Below are 13,910 nucleotides of genomic sequence, written 5' to 3'. Positions count from 1 at the left end.
TGACCGGCCCTAGAAGAATTTCTGGAACTGCACGAACAGCCGCGGATCGTGGCCACCGCCGTCGGTGATGGCCTCGCGCGTGCCGTCGCGCCACGCCAGCGTGGCGTTGAAGGCGAAGTTGTTGGCCCGCGCCCAGGCCAGCCCGAAGCCGACGCCGCGCAGGCTCTGGGTGTTGTCCTGCCCGAGCGGCAGCGGGTCGTGCGACACCTTGCCGCGCGCGGCGTCGTAGAACACGTACGGCGTGACCTCGTCGTTGAGCGACCAGCGCCATTCGATGGTGCCGAGCAGCCCCTCGTCGACCAGCAGCTCGCCCGAGGGATAGGCCCGCACCGCGCGTGCGCCGCCCAGCGACAGCTTCTGCGACGGGTCGAGGTTGCCGCTGGCCATCTGCCCGCCCAGGCTCAGGTACAGCGAGTGGCGCGGCAGGATCGCCTGCAGCCGCGAGACGCGGAAGGTGAGCTTGTCGAAGCTGCCTTCGGTGCCCAGGCCGTTGGGACCCTGGTCGATCGTCTGCGTGAGCTCGTCGCGCAGGTCCAGCCTGCCGTGGTAGAGCGTGCCGGAGCTGGCCCAGTAGCCGCCGCCGAAGATGTCGTCGCGCAGCTCCCAGGCCCAGCCCAGGCCGAGCCCGGCGATGCGCTTTCTCGGGTTGTAGTCGACCGCGTCGTAGTGGTCCGACAGATCCTGCATGTCGGCGCCCAGGCGCAGGAATAGGTTCTGCCGGCGCGAGCGGATCACCGGGTAGTTGAGCGAGGCGTCGACGATGTCGGCGGTGCCGTGCGCATCCAGGTCGGCGAAGTCGCCGCCCAGCTCGTACTGCACGTGCGCGATGCCGACGCCGGCGCGCAGCCCGCTGGCGCCGATGGGCGCCTCGTACGATGCGCGGCCGAACACCATGCCGCTGCTGTCGGCGGCGATCAACCGCAGGTCGATGTTGTCGCCGATGCCGAACGGGCTGAGCCAGCGCGCCAGTCCGCCCAGGCGGTAGCGCCCGGTCTCCTCGGTGCCGTGGTTGTCGGCATCGACCGCGAACTCCCAGCGCGGCGCCGCCACTACTTCCACCGTGAGGTCGGTGGTGCCGGACTGCGCTCCCTCCTGCAGCGACGAGCTGACGCGGATGCCCGGCTGGTCCGACAGCAGCAGCATCGCGCGCTCGTAGCGGCGCAGGTCCAGCGCGCCGCCCGGTGGCAGCGCCTGCAGGAAGGCGCGCACCCGTTCTTCCTTGATCGGCGCGTCCGGCGCGACGTTGACGTTGACCTGGCCCAGCCGCCCTTCGATCACGCTGATCTCGACGACGCCGCCCTCGACCTTCTGCACCGGCACCACGGCCTGCGCCAGGAAGTAGCCGCTGTCGCGATAGATCTGCGTGATGGCGCCGGCCATGGCCTCGAGGTCGGACAGCGTGACGTCGCGCCCGATGTAGGGTTCGATGGCCGGCCGTATCTGCTCGGCCGGCAGGGCGTTGGCGCCCTTGAGCCGCACGTCGGCAAGCCGGAAGCTGGCTGCCTGCGATCCGGCGGGCAGCGGCGGCAGCGCCTGCGTCGGCGCACCCGGCACGGCCTGCGCGGTGGCATCGCCGTCGCGTTCGCAGCGCGTGCAGGGGTTCTGCGTGGGCGTGAGCGTGGTGCTCTCGATCTGCTGCGTCTGCGCCTGCGCGTGGCGCATGCCGATGCCGCAGGCCAGTCCCGCCAGCAGCAGCGATGCCGCGCCGAGCCGCGCCGCGCGGCGGCGGCTCGCCACGGCATTCGGGGGAGCGTGGCGGGCGCTCATGCCGCGCTCCCGCCGACGGTCATGCGCCAGTTGCCGATCAGGTTGAAGGGCGCCCAGAAGAACGGATGCGCGAGCTTCGGATCGCGCAGCACCGCGAGCTGGGCCGCCTGCATGGCGCGCTGGGTGTCGCGGCCCTTGGCCAGCTCGCTGTAGAAGGTGCTCATCAGCAACTCGGTGGCGTCGTCCGATACCGGCCAGAGCGAGGCGATCATGGCGCCGGCGCCGGCCATCAGGAAGGAGCGCGGAAAGCCCAGCACCTCGTCGCCGCGGGCGATGCGGCCCAGCCCCGATTCGCAGGCCGACAGGGTCACCAGCGCGGTGCTGTTCATCTTCATGTCGAGGATCTCGTGTGCTTCGAGGAAGTTCTGGCGCCCGCCTTCGTTGGCCAGCAGGATGCGCGAGTACAGCGGGTCGACCTGGTCGGCCTCGGCGTGCGCGGCGACGTGCACGATCGGCGCATCGGCCACCGCCTGGCGGAACTGCGTCTTGTTGGCCGCCGCACCCAGGTACACCTCGTTGCGCGGGAACAGCCGCGCGAGCTGCTTGACCTCGACCTCGGCGCCGGGCAGGTCGTACTTCTGTTCGATGCTCGGGTTGCCGAACGCCACGAGGTCGGCCTGCGCCTGGTTGCCGCGCTGGGCCAGTTGCAGCGCAATGCCCATCGACGGCACCACCGAGACCGGGTGCGTCTCGATCAGGTAGCGGCCATTGAGGCGCAAGGCCTGGAACGGCAGGTAGTGCAGCGGCCCGTGCGGCACCACCACCAGCCGCTGTCCGTCGGCCAGGCCGAGCGGGCCGATCAGCGCGCTGCCCAGGCGGTCGGCATTGGTGACGGCGCCGCGCCGGCCGCGCACCACCGACTCGCGAAAGCCGTCCACCAGTTCGCCCAGCTCGTCGCGCCGGATCGGGATGGCGTGCGCCTGCACGCCGGTGGCGCTGACCACCCAGACCTGCAGGCGGTCGGGCAGCGAATGGAACTCGAGCACGCGCTCGTCGGCGCGCAGCGCCTGTTGCATGGTCGCAAGGTCGGGCGCGGCCGCCGACAGTGTGGCATTGCCGCCGCGCCCGCGCACGGCGTCGAGCAGCGCACGCGAGCGGCCGCGTTCGCTCAGCTCGAGCGCGCGGCCGTTGTCGCCGAGCTCCACGTACAGGCCGATGGCGCGGTCGAAGATGGACTGCACGTCGGAGAACAGCCCCATCTTGAATTCCTCGCTGCGAAAGCGCGCGCGCACCGAGTCGGCAGCAGCCACGGCCTGGCTCGACGCATTGGCCGCAGCCTGCCTGTTGCCCAGCATCTGCTCGGCTCGGGCGACGCCGTCCCAGGCCCACATGCGGTAGTACGAGGCGTCCACGCCGGCCTTCTGCGTGGTCTGTTCGCGATACAACTCGCGCGCCATCTCGGCGTTGTTCTCGGCCAGCAGCAGCCGGGCCTGCGTGCGGTCGAGCTGCGCGGCCAGCGACGCGTTGGTCGGTTGCGCGATGGTGTCGAGCACCTGCCGCGCCCGCGCGAGCTGGCCCTGTTCCACCAGCGCGTTGACCAGCGATGCCTGCACCAGCGGCTTGTAGCGATCGGAACTGCCGGCCAGCGCGGCGTCGTAGCTGAGGATGGCGCCGGCATAGTCGCGCCGGCGCGTCTGCACGTCGCCGATGACCTTGTTCGCCGGGCCGACCACCTGCGTCGGGTTCTTCACCTGCATGCGCAGGGCGTCGCGCGCGAACTGCTCCGCTTTTTCGAGCTGGCCCGAGTAGCTGAAGACGATGGCAAGGTCGCGGTTGGCGTAGGCCAGCAGTTCCGGATCGCGCGTGCTGTTGGCCAGGTGCAGCGCCTTGCTCGCGGCGCGAACGCTCTGGCGGAAGTCGCCCGCCTCGGCCAGCGCGACCGCCTGGCTGCAGTACTGGTAGCCCGACATCTTGATGTCGTCCTGCGCATACAGGATGGCGCCGTCCTGCGTCAGGGCGAACACGGTGTCCACGTCGGCCAGGCGCGCCTTCTCCATGCGGGAGGCGGCGGCCTCGGCATCGGGCGCGCCGCCTTGCGCGCGGGCCGCACCGGCCATGATCGCGAGCGACGCGGTCAGGACCAGCAAGGCGACAGGCCATCGGACGACCGCGCCGCGCGAGTGGAAGGAGCTTGTCAGGCAAGGTTGCATTCAGGGCCCCGCGCCAGGCCTGCGGCGGCCACGCCGACATTGGCGCCGCCCCATCGGTGCGCGACCAGCGCACCCTCCTCTAGCCTGTGCGGCGCAGTCTAGGCAGCGCCCTTTGCAGCGAACATTCTCAATAAGGTCTAGCGCTAACGGCTTAGCCGCTGGCAGCGGCGCCGAGGCTGTTCAATGCGTGCCTTGCCCCGCGATGCGCGAGCGCCGCGCGGCTACGCATCGGGCGGCACGTAGCCGATGCGGCGCATCGCGGTCGACAGGCCGTTGCGCGTGCCCGCCATGGCGTCCCACGGCGCATTGCCCACGCCGCGCCGCGCGTCCACGTTGGCGAGCGTCCACTGGTCGCCCGCCTCGAGGGTGCCGAGTTCGCTCCAGTCCAGCGGCACCGACACGCCCAGCCCGGGCCGCGCGCGCACCGACCAGGCCGCCACGGTGGTGGCCCCGAAGCCGTTGCGAAGATAGTCCACGAAGATCTTGCCGACGCGATTGCGCGGCCCGCTCACGGCAACGAACCGATCCGGCAGATGCTGCGCCAAGTGCTGCACCACAGCCTGCGAGAACCCCTTGACCGCGTCCCAGCCGTAGTGGCGGCGCAGCGGCACCACCACGTGCAGGCCCTTGCCGCCGCTGGTCTTGACGAAGGCGACCAGGCCAAGCTCCGCGAGCAGCGCCTGCACCAGTTGCGCGCCTTCGCGCACGCGAGCCCACTGCACGCCTTCGCCGGGGTCGAGATCGAACAGCATGCGGTCGGGCCGGTCGATGGCGCGCGAGGTGGCGTTCCAGGTGTGCAGTTCGATGGTGTTCATCTGCGCCACCGACAACAGCGCCTCGGCGCGGTCGATCTGCAGCAGCCCCGGATGCCCGGGGTCCAGCGCGGGATCGAGAAGCGTGACATGCGGCAGCTCGCGGCCTTGCGCGTGCTTCTGGAAGAACAGCTCGCCGCCCACGCCCTCGGGCGCGCGCACCAGCGACACCGGGCGCCCCGCGAGGTGCGGCAGCATGAGCGGCGCGACGCGTCCGTAATAGTCGACCAGCGCGCCCTTGGTGCTGCCGCTGGCGCTGTCGATCACGCGCTCGGCATGGGTGACGCGGATGGCCTTGGCGCTGCCGCCGGCCTTCGCCGCCGCGGCGCCGGACTTGCGCGCCGCGCCTGTCTTGCCGCCGGCCTCCGCGTCGGCCGCACGTTCGCGCCGCACCTCGCGCGCCGGCTTGTCGTCGCGCAGCCCGTTGAAGACCGGGTGGCGCAGGTGCCCGTCGCGGGTCCAGCCGCTGAAGGCCACTTCCGCCACCAGCTCGGGCCGCACGAACTGCTGGACCTTCACCGTGTTCGGCACCGGCGTGGCGAAGGGCGAACTGCGGCTGGCCAGCTTGTCCATGCGCGCGCGGATGTCGGCCAGGCGCTGCTGGTCGAAGCCGGTGCCGACGTTGCCGCAATACTGCAGGCGCCCCTCGTCGTCGTGCACGCCCAGCAGCAGCGAGCCGAAGTCGGTGCGGCCGCCCTGCGGGCGCGTGTAGCCGCCGATGACGAACTCCTGGCGCGCACCGCCCTTGAGCTTGATCCAGTTGGGCGAACGCGCCGACACGTAGTGCGAATCTCGCCGCTTGCCGACGATGCCCTCGAAGCCCAGCCGCATGGCCGCCGCCAGCAGGTCGCGCGGCGCCGCGTCGAACGCCTCGCTCACGCGCAGCTGCGGCGGCGAGTCGGTGCCCAGCAGGCCGGGCAGCAGCACGCTGCGCTGCTCGAACGGCATGCCGCGCAGGTCGCGTCCGTCAAGGAAAGGCACGTCGAAGATCCAGTAGACGATGCGCGCGGTGGCGCCGCTGTCGAACGCGTTCTGCAGCGACTGGAAATCGGGCGCGCCGTTGTCGTCCTCGACCACGATCTCGCCGTCGATCCACCCGGACCGCACGTTCAGCGTGCGCAGCGCCTCGACCAGTTGCGGCATCCGGTCCGTCCAGTCGTGGCCGTTGCGGGTGAAACACCGCACCGAGCGGCCATCGATGCGCGTGAGCAGGCGATAGCCGTCGTACTTGAGTTCGTACAGCCAGTCGTCCTCGGCCGCGGGCGGCCCCGAGGCCAGCGTCGCCAGCTGCGGCGCCAGCTTGGCCGGCAATGCGGCGCGGGGCGGATCCGGCGGCGCGGCCGCGTCCGGCCGGGCGGCGGATCCGGCGGCCGCGGCAGGACGCTTCGCCCGACGGCCGGCCGGCTCGCCGGGCGAGGCGAGCACGCTGCCGGGCTGCGCCACCAGCACGTCGAACTCGTCCAGCGGCCGCGCCTCGCCGTCGCGCTCCTTGATCAGCAGCCAGGGCTGCTTGCCCTTGGCGGATTCACGGTCGCGCCCGCGAATGCGCACGAGCACCCAGCGGCCGTGCAGCTTGTGGCCGTGCAGGTCGAACTTGAGGTCCCCCTTGGCCAGGCCGGCATGCGGATCGCCGATCGGCTGCCAGGTGCCGTTGTCCCACACGATGACCGTGCCGGCGCCGTAGTTTCCCGCGGGGATGACACCCTCGAAGCCGCCGTAGGACAGCGGGTGGTCTTCCACTTCCACCGCCATGCGCTTGACCTTCGGGTCGAGGCAGGGCCCCTTGGGCACGGCCCAGCTGAGCAGGCGCCCGTCGAGTTCCAGCCTGAAGTCGTAGTGCAGGTGGCTCGCGTCGTGCTTCTGCACCACGAACGACAGGCTGCCCGACGATGCCGGCGCCGCCTTGCCGCCGCGCGGCTCGGGGCTGCGCGCGAAGTCGCGCTTGCGGTCGTAGGTCTCGAGGGTGGACGGCTGGCGGGCCATGCGGGTGGCGGCTGCGGCGTCAGGCGGCGCGGCGGGCAGCGGTCTTGCGGGCCGGGGTCTTGGCCTTGGCGCGCGCGGCCGGCTTGCCGCCGCCCTTGCGCAGGCTGCGCTGCAGCAGCTCGGTCAGGTCGACCACGTTGCTTTCCTCCGGTGCGTCCTCCAGCGCCTCGGGCTGCTCCACGTGCCGGGTCTTGCCGGCGGCCGCCTTGCGCTTGACCAGTTCGTGGATGCGTTCGGTGAAGGCGTCATGGAAGTCGGCCGGATCGAACTTGTCGCCCATGTCGCCGATCAGGCGCGTGGCCATCTCGAGTTCGCTGGCGCTGATGCCGGCCTTCTTCATCTCCTGCGGCGGCAGGTCGAGCGCGCTCCAGGGACGGATGTCCTCGCTCCAGCGCAACAGGTTCAGCACCAGCCCGGGGCCGGTGGGCACGAGCATGGCCAGGTGCTCGCGCGTCTGGATCACGACGCGGGCCACGCCGACCTTGCCCGCCTTGCGCAGCGCCTCGCGCAGCAAGGCGTAGACCTTGGCGCCGCGCTCGACCGGCGCCAGGTAGTAGGGCCGGTCGAGGTAGATGAAGGGGATGGCATCGGCCGGCACGAACGACTCGATCGCGATGGTGCGCGTGGTGCGCGGATAGGCCTTGCCGATCTCTTCCGGGCTGATCAGCACGTAGTTGCCGTCTCCGGTCTCCACGCCCTTGGCGATGTCGTCCTTGGACACCTCGCGCCCGGTGCGCTTGTTGATGCGCTTGTAGCCCACGGGGTCCATCGAGCGCTTGTCGAGCCAGTCGAAGTCGATGCCGTGCTCGCGCGTGGCCGGATACAGCGCCACCGGCACGTGCACCAGGCCGAAGCTGATGGCGCCTTTCCACAGCGCGCGCGGCGCGCCGCTCCCGGCGCCCTTGGCGCGCCTGGCGCTCATCGAGCTCGCGCGGGTCTTGCCGCGCGCCGCGGGCGCACGCGTCTTGCGCGGACGTGATGCTGCGCCCTTCGTGGTCTTGGCGCGCGTCGTGGTTGCCATCGCTGGTGCCTCCTGGCCGTTCGTTGCCGGAAGATAGCCGCTGCGCCGCGGGAAAACTGTAGGAATAGGGCTCCAGCGGGGCCGGCGCGAGGGTTAGTCCAGCACGCGTTCGCTGGCCCGCGCGTAGTAGAACCACTCGGCCCCGGCCAGGGCGCGGTCGTTCGGGAAGACGATGTGCCCGTCGCAGGCGGCGCGTACTTCCTCGCCCCCCGCGCGGATGCCGATGAGGTCGCCGCACCGGACCGGATCGAAGGTGGCCCAGTCGCGCACGAAGCGGTCCTGCGCGTCGTGGCGCAGGACCACGCCGGCCAGCCGCAACACCTGCGGATGCGGCGCCGGCGGCTCGTCCGGCGGCGCGTCGATCATCGCCAGCAGGCGCAGCACGGCCAGGATGGCGCGGTAGCCCACCTCGGGCGCGTCCGGGTCGCGGTGCTGGCCGCATTCGAGCGTGACGCCGTAGCCGCCCCGGCTGCGCATGTATTCGTTGGTGCCGCGGCCGAAGTCGATGGCATCGTCCGGCAGCGTCTCGCCGGCAGCGGCGCGCTGGGCCAGGCCCTCGGCATAGATGTCGAGCCAGCCTTCCACCACGCGCGGCGTGCCGAGCTGGCGGGCCAGGCGCCCTTCCTCCCGGGCGCGGGCGAAGGGCTCGAGCGCGCCACGGTTGTCGCGCGGGCCGATCATCGCGAAGGCCTCGCCGTCGCTCTCGAAGGAATGCAGGTCGAGCAGCACCTCGTGGCGATCGATCAGCGGACACAGCAGGTCGGTGATGCGCGTCTCGTAGTCGGCGGCCGGCTGCCCGGCGGGGCTGGGGCGGAAGTTGCGGTTGAGGTTGCGCTCGCCCTCGCGCGTGCCCTTGCGGCGCGCCAGCGGGTTGGCCACCGGCACCAGGGTCAGCTGGCCGCGCCGCAGGGCGTGCATGCCGCCGTCCAGTTCGGCGCGCAGGCGCTCGATGGCCATGCTGCCGCAGGTCTCGTCGCCGTGGACGCCGCCGAGGACGAGCAGGCGCGGACCCGGCTCCAGGGCGCAGAAGGCATGCACCCGCAGCATGTCGCCGGCGGCGCCGTTGGCTAGCGGGTCGAGGGCTCCGGGCTCGGCCAGGGCACTGAAGGGCGAAGTGGACATGGCCGGGCATCCTACAGCCGCCGGCAGGCGGCTCCTACCTGCGCGCGCGGGCGGCGATGGGACAAACGAGGGCCGAACACGAGGAGTCCAAGCATGCCCCGCACAGCAACCAATCCGCCCGACGAGAGCAAGGCGCGCGTGCCGGACCCCGGCACGACCCGCGCCACCAAGGGCCCGCGCCTGCCGCATGAGCGCGACGAATCGTCCGACAGCCAGCACCAGGACAACGTGCCCGGCGACAAGGAGCGGCGCGCGCACGACGACGTCGAGCGCGGGGTGGTCGACACCGACCGCGGACCGGTGACGGACCGGCTCTATCGGGAAAAGCTCAAGCGTTGAGGCCGCGCGCCGGCTCAGCCGCGCGCCGCGGCGGCGAGCTCGGCGCGCATGTCGCCGATGACCTTGGCGTAGTCGGGCGCGCCGAAGATGGCGCTGCCGGCGACGAAGGTGTCGGCGCCCGCGCTGGCCACGCGGGCGATGTTGTCGGCCTTGATGCCGCCGTCCACCTCCAGCCGGATGTCGCGGCCGCTCTGCTCGATGCGCTTGCGGGCCAGTTCGATCTTGCGCAATGCCGAATCGATGAAGCTCTGGCCGCCGAAGCCCGGGTTGACGCTCATGATGAGGATCAGGTCGATCTCGTCGATCAGCCAGTCGAGCGGCTCCAGCCCGGCACCGGGGTTGAAGACCAGCCCGGGCTTGCACCCGGCCGCCCGGATGGCCTGCACGCTGCGGTGCGCATGCGGCGAGGCGTCCGGATGGAAGCTGATGTAGTCCGCGCCGGCCTTGGCGAAGGCCGCGGCCAGGGCGTCGACGGGCTCGATCATGAGGTGCACGTCGATCGGCACGGCGGTGCCGTCGGCGCGCTTTGCGTGCGGCTTGAGCGCCTGGCACACCATCGGCCCGAACGTGAGGTTGGGCACGTAGTGGTTGTCCATCACGTCGAAATGGATCCAGTCGGCGCCGGCCGCGATGACGTCGGCGAGTTCGGCGCCCAGGCGCGCGAAATCGGCCGACAACAGGGACGGGGCGATGCGGTAGGTGGGGCTGTCGTGATCGGCGCTGCTCATGCTCGGGATTGTCGCAGGGTCGGCGGCGCGCGGCTCGGCTACCATCCAGCCCATGTCCTCGTCCAGCTCGATCACCGTCGTCGTCGAACCGCGCTTTCTGCCGGAGCAGTCGGCCCCGCACGATCGGGTCTACGCCTTTGCCTATGTCGTCACTGTGACGAACCTCGGCAAGGTGCCGGCACAGCTGATCTCGCGGCACTGGAAGATCCAGGACGCCGGGGGCCGGCTGCAGGAGGTCAAGGGACTCGGCGTGGTCGGCCAGCAGCCGCTCATTCCGCCAGGCGAAGCTTTTCGTTACACGAGTGGCTGTCGCTTACAAGCGGGTACCGGGTCCATGCAGGGGAGTTTCTTCTTCGTGACCGAGACGGGAGAGCGCTTCGACGTGCCCATCCCCGTCTTCGTCCTCGACGCCGGAGCGGGCGAAGAACCGCCCGTGCCTCGCGTTCTCCACTAGGGCCAGGCCCTGGAAGTTTCCGGCTGGGGCCGGTACGGTATGCCGTCGTCCGGCCGGCCGGGCACTTCTGTGCGCCCGGGTGGATCGCGGCACATGAATGATTGCGGATGACTCCTTTCTTCAACGATCTCCTGGGCTTCTGGTCCGAATGGGTACACCCCTCGGCCGGGTTGCCGACGATCGTCTGGTCGCTGCTGCTGGCTGCCGCGGCCGCCACCGGACATCTGTTGCAGCGCTACACCGGCATGCCCAAGCTGGTGGGCTACACGCTGGTCGGCACGGTGGTGGGCTTCGCCGGCTTCGAGGGCGCGGTCTGGCCGCTGCAGGGCACGGGACTGTTCCTGCTCGAACTGGGCGTGGCCATGGTGCTGTTCGAGACCGGCGGGCGGCTGCCGCTGCGCTGGTTCCGCCACAACCCGATGGTGCTGGTGCAAAGCCTGCTCGAGAGCACGCTGACCTACTTCGCGGTGTACTGGGTGCTGCGCTGGATGTCGGTGGCCGAAGGCGTGGCGGTGCCGCTGGCGCTGATGTCGCTGCTGGCCTCGCCCGCGGTGCTCAGCCGCGTGACCATCGACACCCGTGCCTCCGGCCCGGTGACCGAGCGCGCGCTGGCGCTGTCGACACTCAACACCTTCTACGCGCTGTCGCTCAGCCATGCCCACACCAGCATGGTGGCCGCGGGCACGGCGCCGATGGGCTTGCTGGCACGGCTCTACCCCGTGGGCGTGGTGCTGGGCCTGTCGTTCGTGGTGGGCGCACTGATGGCACTGGCGCTGCGCTCGGCTCTTCGGGTGATGAGCCCGACCAGCGAGAACACCTCGATCCTGCTGCTGGCGATCATCGGCGCCGGGGCAGCGACGGCCGCCTACCTGGGTGCCTCGGCGCCGCTGTCGGCGCTGATCGGCGGCGTGCTGCTCAAGCAGCTCAACCCGAAACCTTGGGTGTGGCCGCGCCAACTCGGCACGGCCGCCTCGCTGATCACCATGCTGATGTTCGTGCTGGTCTCCAGCGTGGCGGCGCAGGCGCAGTGGAGCGTGCCGGTGGCGGGCCTCGTTCTCGCGCTGATCGGGGTACGGCTGCTGGCCAAGGTGACCGGCGTGGCCGTCGCCAACCCGGGCAGCGGCGCGAGCTGGGCGCAGGCGTTGTGGCTGGGCCTGGCGATGTCGCCGCTGTCGGCGGTGGCGCTGCTGATCGTGTCGGCCTTCGCGCGCGCCTCGCCGATGGTCGGCGGCATGGTCGCGCAGATCGGCCTGCCGGCCATCCTGCTGATGGAGGTGCTGGGCGCGGTGCTCGCCACGGTGGCGATCCACGCCGCCGGCGAAAGCTCGCAGCGCTGGCTGCCCGACCTGATCGCACGCCGCGCGCGCGGCAGCGGCAATGCCGGCGGCGCCGGCAATGGGGAGACGACCCGATGAAAGCGCATACCGACCGCGTCGTGCCGCTGGAGCCGTTCACGCGCTCCGAGGCGCTGTCGCTCGGGGTCGAGCTGGAGTTGCAGCTGGTCAACACGCACGACTTCGACCTCGCGCCGTACGCGAACGACATGCTGCGCCTGATGGCCGACATTCCCCTGCCCGGCAGCGTGGTGCCCGAGATGACGTCCAGCATGATCGAGATATCGACCGGCGTGTGCCATTCGGCGCGCGACGTGCTGAGCCAGCTCAGCCCGATCCGGGACGCGCTGGTCAAGAGCGCGGCCAAGCTCAACATCGCGGTGCTGGGCGGCGGCACGCATGCGTTCCAGCAGTGGCACGAGCAGCGCATCTACGACAAGCCGCGCTTTCGCGAGCTGTCGGAGCTGTACGGCTACCTGTCCAAGCAGTTCACCATCTTCGGCCAGCACGTGCACATCGGCTGCCCGAGCGCGGACGGCGCCCTGCTCATGCTGCACCGCATGTCGCGCTACATCCCGCATTTCATCGCGCTGTCGGCGTCGTCGCCTTTCGTGCAGGGGCAGGACACGCAGTTCGACTCGGCGCGGCTGAACTCGGTGTTCGCGTTCCCGCTGTCGGGCCGCGCGCCGTTCATGCTCAGCTGGAAGGAGTTCGGCCACTACTTCGAGCGCATGACCCGCACCGGCGTCGTGCGCAGCATGAAGGACTTCTACTGGGACATCCGCCCGAAGCCGGAGTACGGCACGGTCGAGATCCGGGTGTTCGACACGCCGCTGACCGTCGAGCGCGCCGCGGCGCTGGCCGGCTACGTGCAGTCGCTGGCCGCCTGGTTCCTGCAGGAGCAGCCCTTCACGCCGAGCGAGGACGACTACCTCGTCTACACCTACAACCGTTTCCAGGCCTGCCGTTTCGGCCTGGACGCGGTGTACGTCGACCCGGCCACGGGCGACCACATGCCGCTGCGCGAGCACATCCTGATGACCATGTCGCAGCTGGAATGGCATGCCGAGGCACTGGACGCCACCGAAGGCCTGGCGCAGTTGCGCACCGACGTCGAGGGAAGCCAGAACGACGCGCGCTGGCTGCGCGAGCGCCAGGACAAGGAGCGCCTGCTGGCCGAGGTGGTGCGGCAGGCCGCGCTGCGCTTCCGCGGGGGCGCCTGATGGGCGAGTTCGACCTGATCGCGCGCTATTTCACGCGGCCGGCGCGGCGCTCGCCGCTCGGCGTGGGCGACGACTGCGCGCTGCTGGCGCCGGCGCCGGGCATGCAGGTGGCGGTGTCGAGCGACATGCTGGTCGAAGGCCGGCATTTCCTGTCCACCGTCGACCCGGCACGGCTGGGCCACAAGGCGCTGGCGGTCAACCTGAGCGACCTGGCGGCCTGCGGCGCCAGGCCGCTGGCCTTCACGCTGGCACTTTCGCTGCCGTCGGTGGACGAATCCTGGCTGGCCGGCTTCGCGCGTGGCCTGTTCGCGCTGGCCGATGCGCACGGCTGCGAACTGGTCGGCGGCGACACCACGCGCGGGCCGCTCAACATCTGCATCACCGTGTTCGGCGAAGTGCCTGCGGGCGCCGCGCTGCTGCGCTCGGGCGCGCGGCCGGGCGACGACGTCTGGGTCAGCGGCACGCTCGGCGACGCGCGGCTGGCGCTGGAGGTGTTCCGCGGCCGGCTGGCGCTGCCGCCGGCGCTGATGCAGCTGGCGCGCGACCGCATGGAGCTGCCGACGCCGCGGGTGGCGCTGGGCCTGGCCCTGCGCGGCATCGCAACGGCGGCGGTGGACCTGAGCGACGGCCTGGCCGGCGACCTGGGCCACATCCTCCGGGCCAGCGGCGTGGGCGCCACGCTGGATGCCGATGCCGCCGCCGACCGCCTGGCCGGCGCACGGCACCCGGACCATGCCGCGCTGCCCCCGCAAGGCGCGGCGCGCCATGCGCTGGCGCTGGCCGGTGGCGACGACTACGAACTCGCGTTCTGCGCACCGCCCGCGGCCCGCGCCGCGGTGGAACAGGCCGGGCGCGACGCCGGCACGGCGGTGGCCCGCATCGGCCGCATCGAGGCCGAGCCAGGGCTGCGCCTGGTCGATGCGAGCGGCGCGCCGCTGGCGGCGCAGGCTTTCGCTTCGTTCGACCACTTCGCCTGA

The 13,910-nt window shown here is 71.3% G+C and carries 11 protein-coding genes; 5 read left to right on the top strand and 6 right to left on the bottom strand.

Translation table 11 applies throughout. The annotated features are described in order from the left end of the window. Window positions 1–9: 9 nt before the first annotated feature. From VES41_RS12630 to VES41_RS12610, 5 genes are all read right to left on the bottom strand, one after another. Window positions 10–1,767, bottom strand: a complete 1,758-nt coding sequence (locus VES41_RS12630) for a ShlB/FhaC/HecB family hemolysin secretion/activation protein (protein ID WP_324817278.1) — start codon at window positions 1,765–1,767, stop codon at window positions 10–12. Further along, complete coding sequence (locus VES41_RS12625; RefSeq protein WP_324817275.1) at window positions 1,764–3,854, bottom strand: CHAT domain-containing protein; 2,091 nt, start codon at window positions 3,852–3,854, stop codon at window positions 1,764–1,766. The genes VES41_RS12630 and VES41_RS12625 overlap by 4 nt, the downstream gene beginning before the upstream one ends. A gap of 284 nt (window positions 3,855–4,138) precedes the next feature. Next, window positions 4,139–6,712 carry a DNA ligase D gene (gene ligD / locus VES41_RS12620; protein WP_324817273.1) on the bottom strand — a complete coding sequence of 858 codons (2,574 nt, stop codon included), beginning with the start codon at window positions 6,710–6,712 and terminating at the stop codon, window positions 4,139–4,141. A 19-nt stretch (window positions 6,713–6,731) separates the two neighbouring features. After that, window positions 6,732–7,733 carry a Ku protein gene (locus VES41_RS12615; protein WP_414719114.1) on the bottom strand — a complete coding sequence of 334 codons (1,002 nt, stop codon included), beginning with the start codon at window positions 7,731–7,733 and terminating at the stop codon, window positions 6,732–6,734. A 93-nt stretch (window positions 7,734–7,826) separates the two neighbouring features. Then, window positions 7,827–8,780, bottom strand: coding sequence for a succinylglutamate desuccinylase/aspartoacylase domain-containing protein (locus VES41_RS12610; RefSeq protein ID WP_324817441.1), 954 nt, complete (start codon window positions 8,778–8,780; stop codon window positions 7,827–7,829). A 168-nt stretch (window positions 8,781–8,948) separates the two neighbouring features. Between VES41_RS12610 and VES41_RS12605 the strand changes: the two genes are divergently transcribed. Beyond that, window positions 8,949–9,194 carry a hypothetical protein gene (locus VES41_RS12605; protein WP_324817271.1) on the top strand — a complete coding sequence of 82 codons (246 nt, stop codon included), beginning with the start codon at window positions 8,949–8,951 and terminating at the stop codon, window positions 9,192–9,194. A 14-nt stretch (window positions 9,195–9,208) separates the two neighbouring features. On the opposite strand, the gene rpe is transcribed toward VES41_RS12605, so the two are convergent. Then, window positions 9,209–9,922, bottom strand: coding sequence for a ribulose-phosphate 3-epimerase (gene rpe, locus VES41_RS12600; protein ID WP_324817268.1), 714 nt, complete (start codon window positions 9,920–9,922; stop codon window positions 9,209–9,211). Between the two features lie 52 nt (window positions 9,923–9,974). Here rpe and apaG point away from each other — a divergent pair, with 52 nt between their 5' ends. The 4 genes from apaG (at window position 9,975) to thiL (ending at window position 13,910) form a co-directional block, all read left to right on the top strand. After that, window positions 9,975–10,376 carry a Co2+/Mg2+ efflux protein ApaG gene (gene apaG, locus VES41_RS12595; protein ID WP_324817265.1) on the top strand — a complete coding sequence of 134 codons (402 nt, stop codon included), beginning with the start codon at window positions 9,975–9,977 and terminating at the stop codon, window positions 10,374–10,376. Window positions 10,377–10,483: 107 nt separating this feature from the next. Further along, window positions 10,484–11,791: a cation:proton antiporter gene (locus tag VES41_RS12590; RefSeq protein WP_324817263.1), complete on the top strand. Its 1,308-nt coding sequence runs from the start codon at window positions 10,484–10,486 to the stop codon at window positions 11,789–11,791. Window positions 11,792–11,811: 20 nt separating this feature from the next. Next, window positions 11,812–12,933, top strand: coding sequence for a YbdK family carboxylate-amine ligase (locus tag VES41_RS12585; protein WP_324817439.1), 1,122 nt, complete (start codon window positions 11,812–11,814; stop codon window positions 12,931–12,933). Continuing rightward, complete coding sequence (gene thiL, locus VES41_RS12580) at window positions 12,933–13,910, top strand: thiamine-phosphate kinase (RefSeq protein ID WP_324817261.1); 978 nt, start codon at window positions 12,933–12,935, stop codon at window positions 13,908–13,910. Before VES41_RS12585 ends, thiL begins: the two co-directional genes overlap by 1 nt.

It is taken from the genome of Variovorax sp. (assembly GCF_035634955.1).
Classification (GTDB): domain Bacteria; phylum Pseudomonadota; class Gammaproteobacteria; order Burkholderiales; family Burkholderiaceae_C; genus Variovorax.
This window is presented reverse-complemented; position numbering and strand designations above follow the sequence as displayed.

Excerpts from the sequence above, each read along its gene's own strand:
- VES41_RS12630 (WP_324817278.1), bottom strand. The coding sequence starts at position 1,767 with ATGAGCGCCCGCCACGCTCCCCCGAATGCCGTGGCGAGCCGCCGCCGC.
- ligD (WP_324817273.1), bottom strand. The coding sequence starts at position 6,712 with ATGGCCCGCCAGCCGTCCACCCTCGAGACCTACGACCGCAAGCGCGAC.
- VES41_RS12615 (WP_414719114.1), bottom strand. The coding sequence starts at position 7,733 with ATGGCAACCACGACGCGCGCCAAGACCACGAAGGGCGCAGCATCACGT.
- VES41_RS12610 (WP_324817441.1), bottom strand. The coding sequence starts at position 8,780 with ATGCTGCGGGTGCATGCCTTCTGCGCCCTGGAGCCGGGTCCGCGCCTG.
- VES41_RS12605 (WP_324817271.1), top strand. The coding sequence starts at position 8,949 with ATGCCCCGCACAGCAACCAATCCGCCCGACGAGAGCAAGGCGCGCGTG.
- rpe (WP_324817268.1), bottom strand. The coding sequence starts at position 9,922 with ATGAGCAGCGCCGATCACGACAGCCCCACCTACCGCATCGCCCCGTCC.
- apaG (WP_324817265.1), top strand. The coding sequence starts at position 9,975 with ATGTCCTCGTCCAGCTCGATCACCGTCGTCGTCGAACCGCGCTTTCTG.
- VES41_RS12590 (WP_324817263.1), top strand. The coding sequence starts at position 10,484 with ATGACTCCTTTCTTCAACGATCTCCTGGGCTTCTGGTCCGAATGGGTA.
- thiL (WP_324817261.1), top strand. The coding sequence starts at position 12,933 with ATGGGCGAGTTCGACCTGATCGCGCGCTATTTCACGCGGCCGGCGCGG.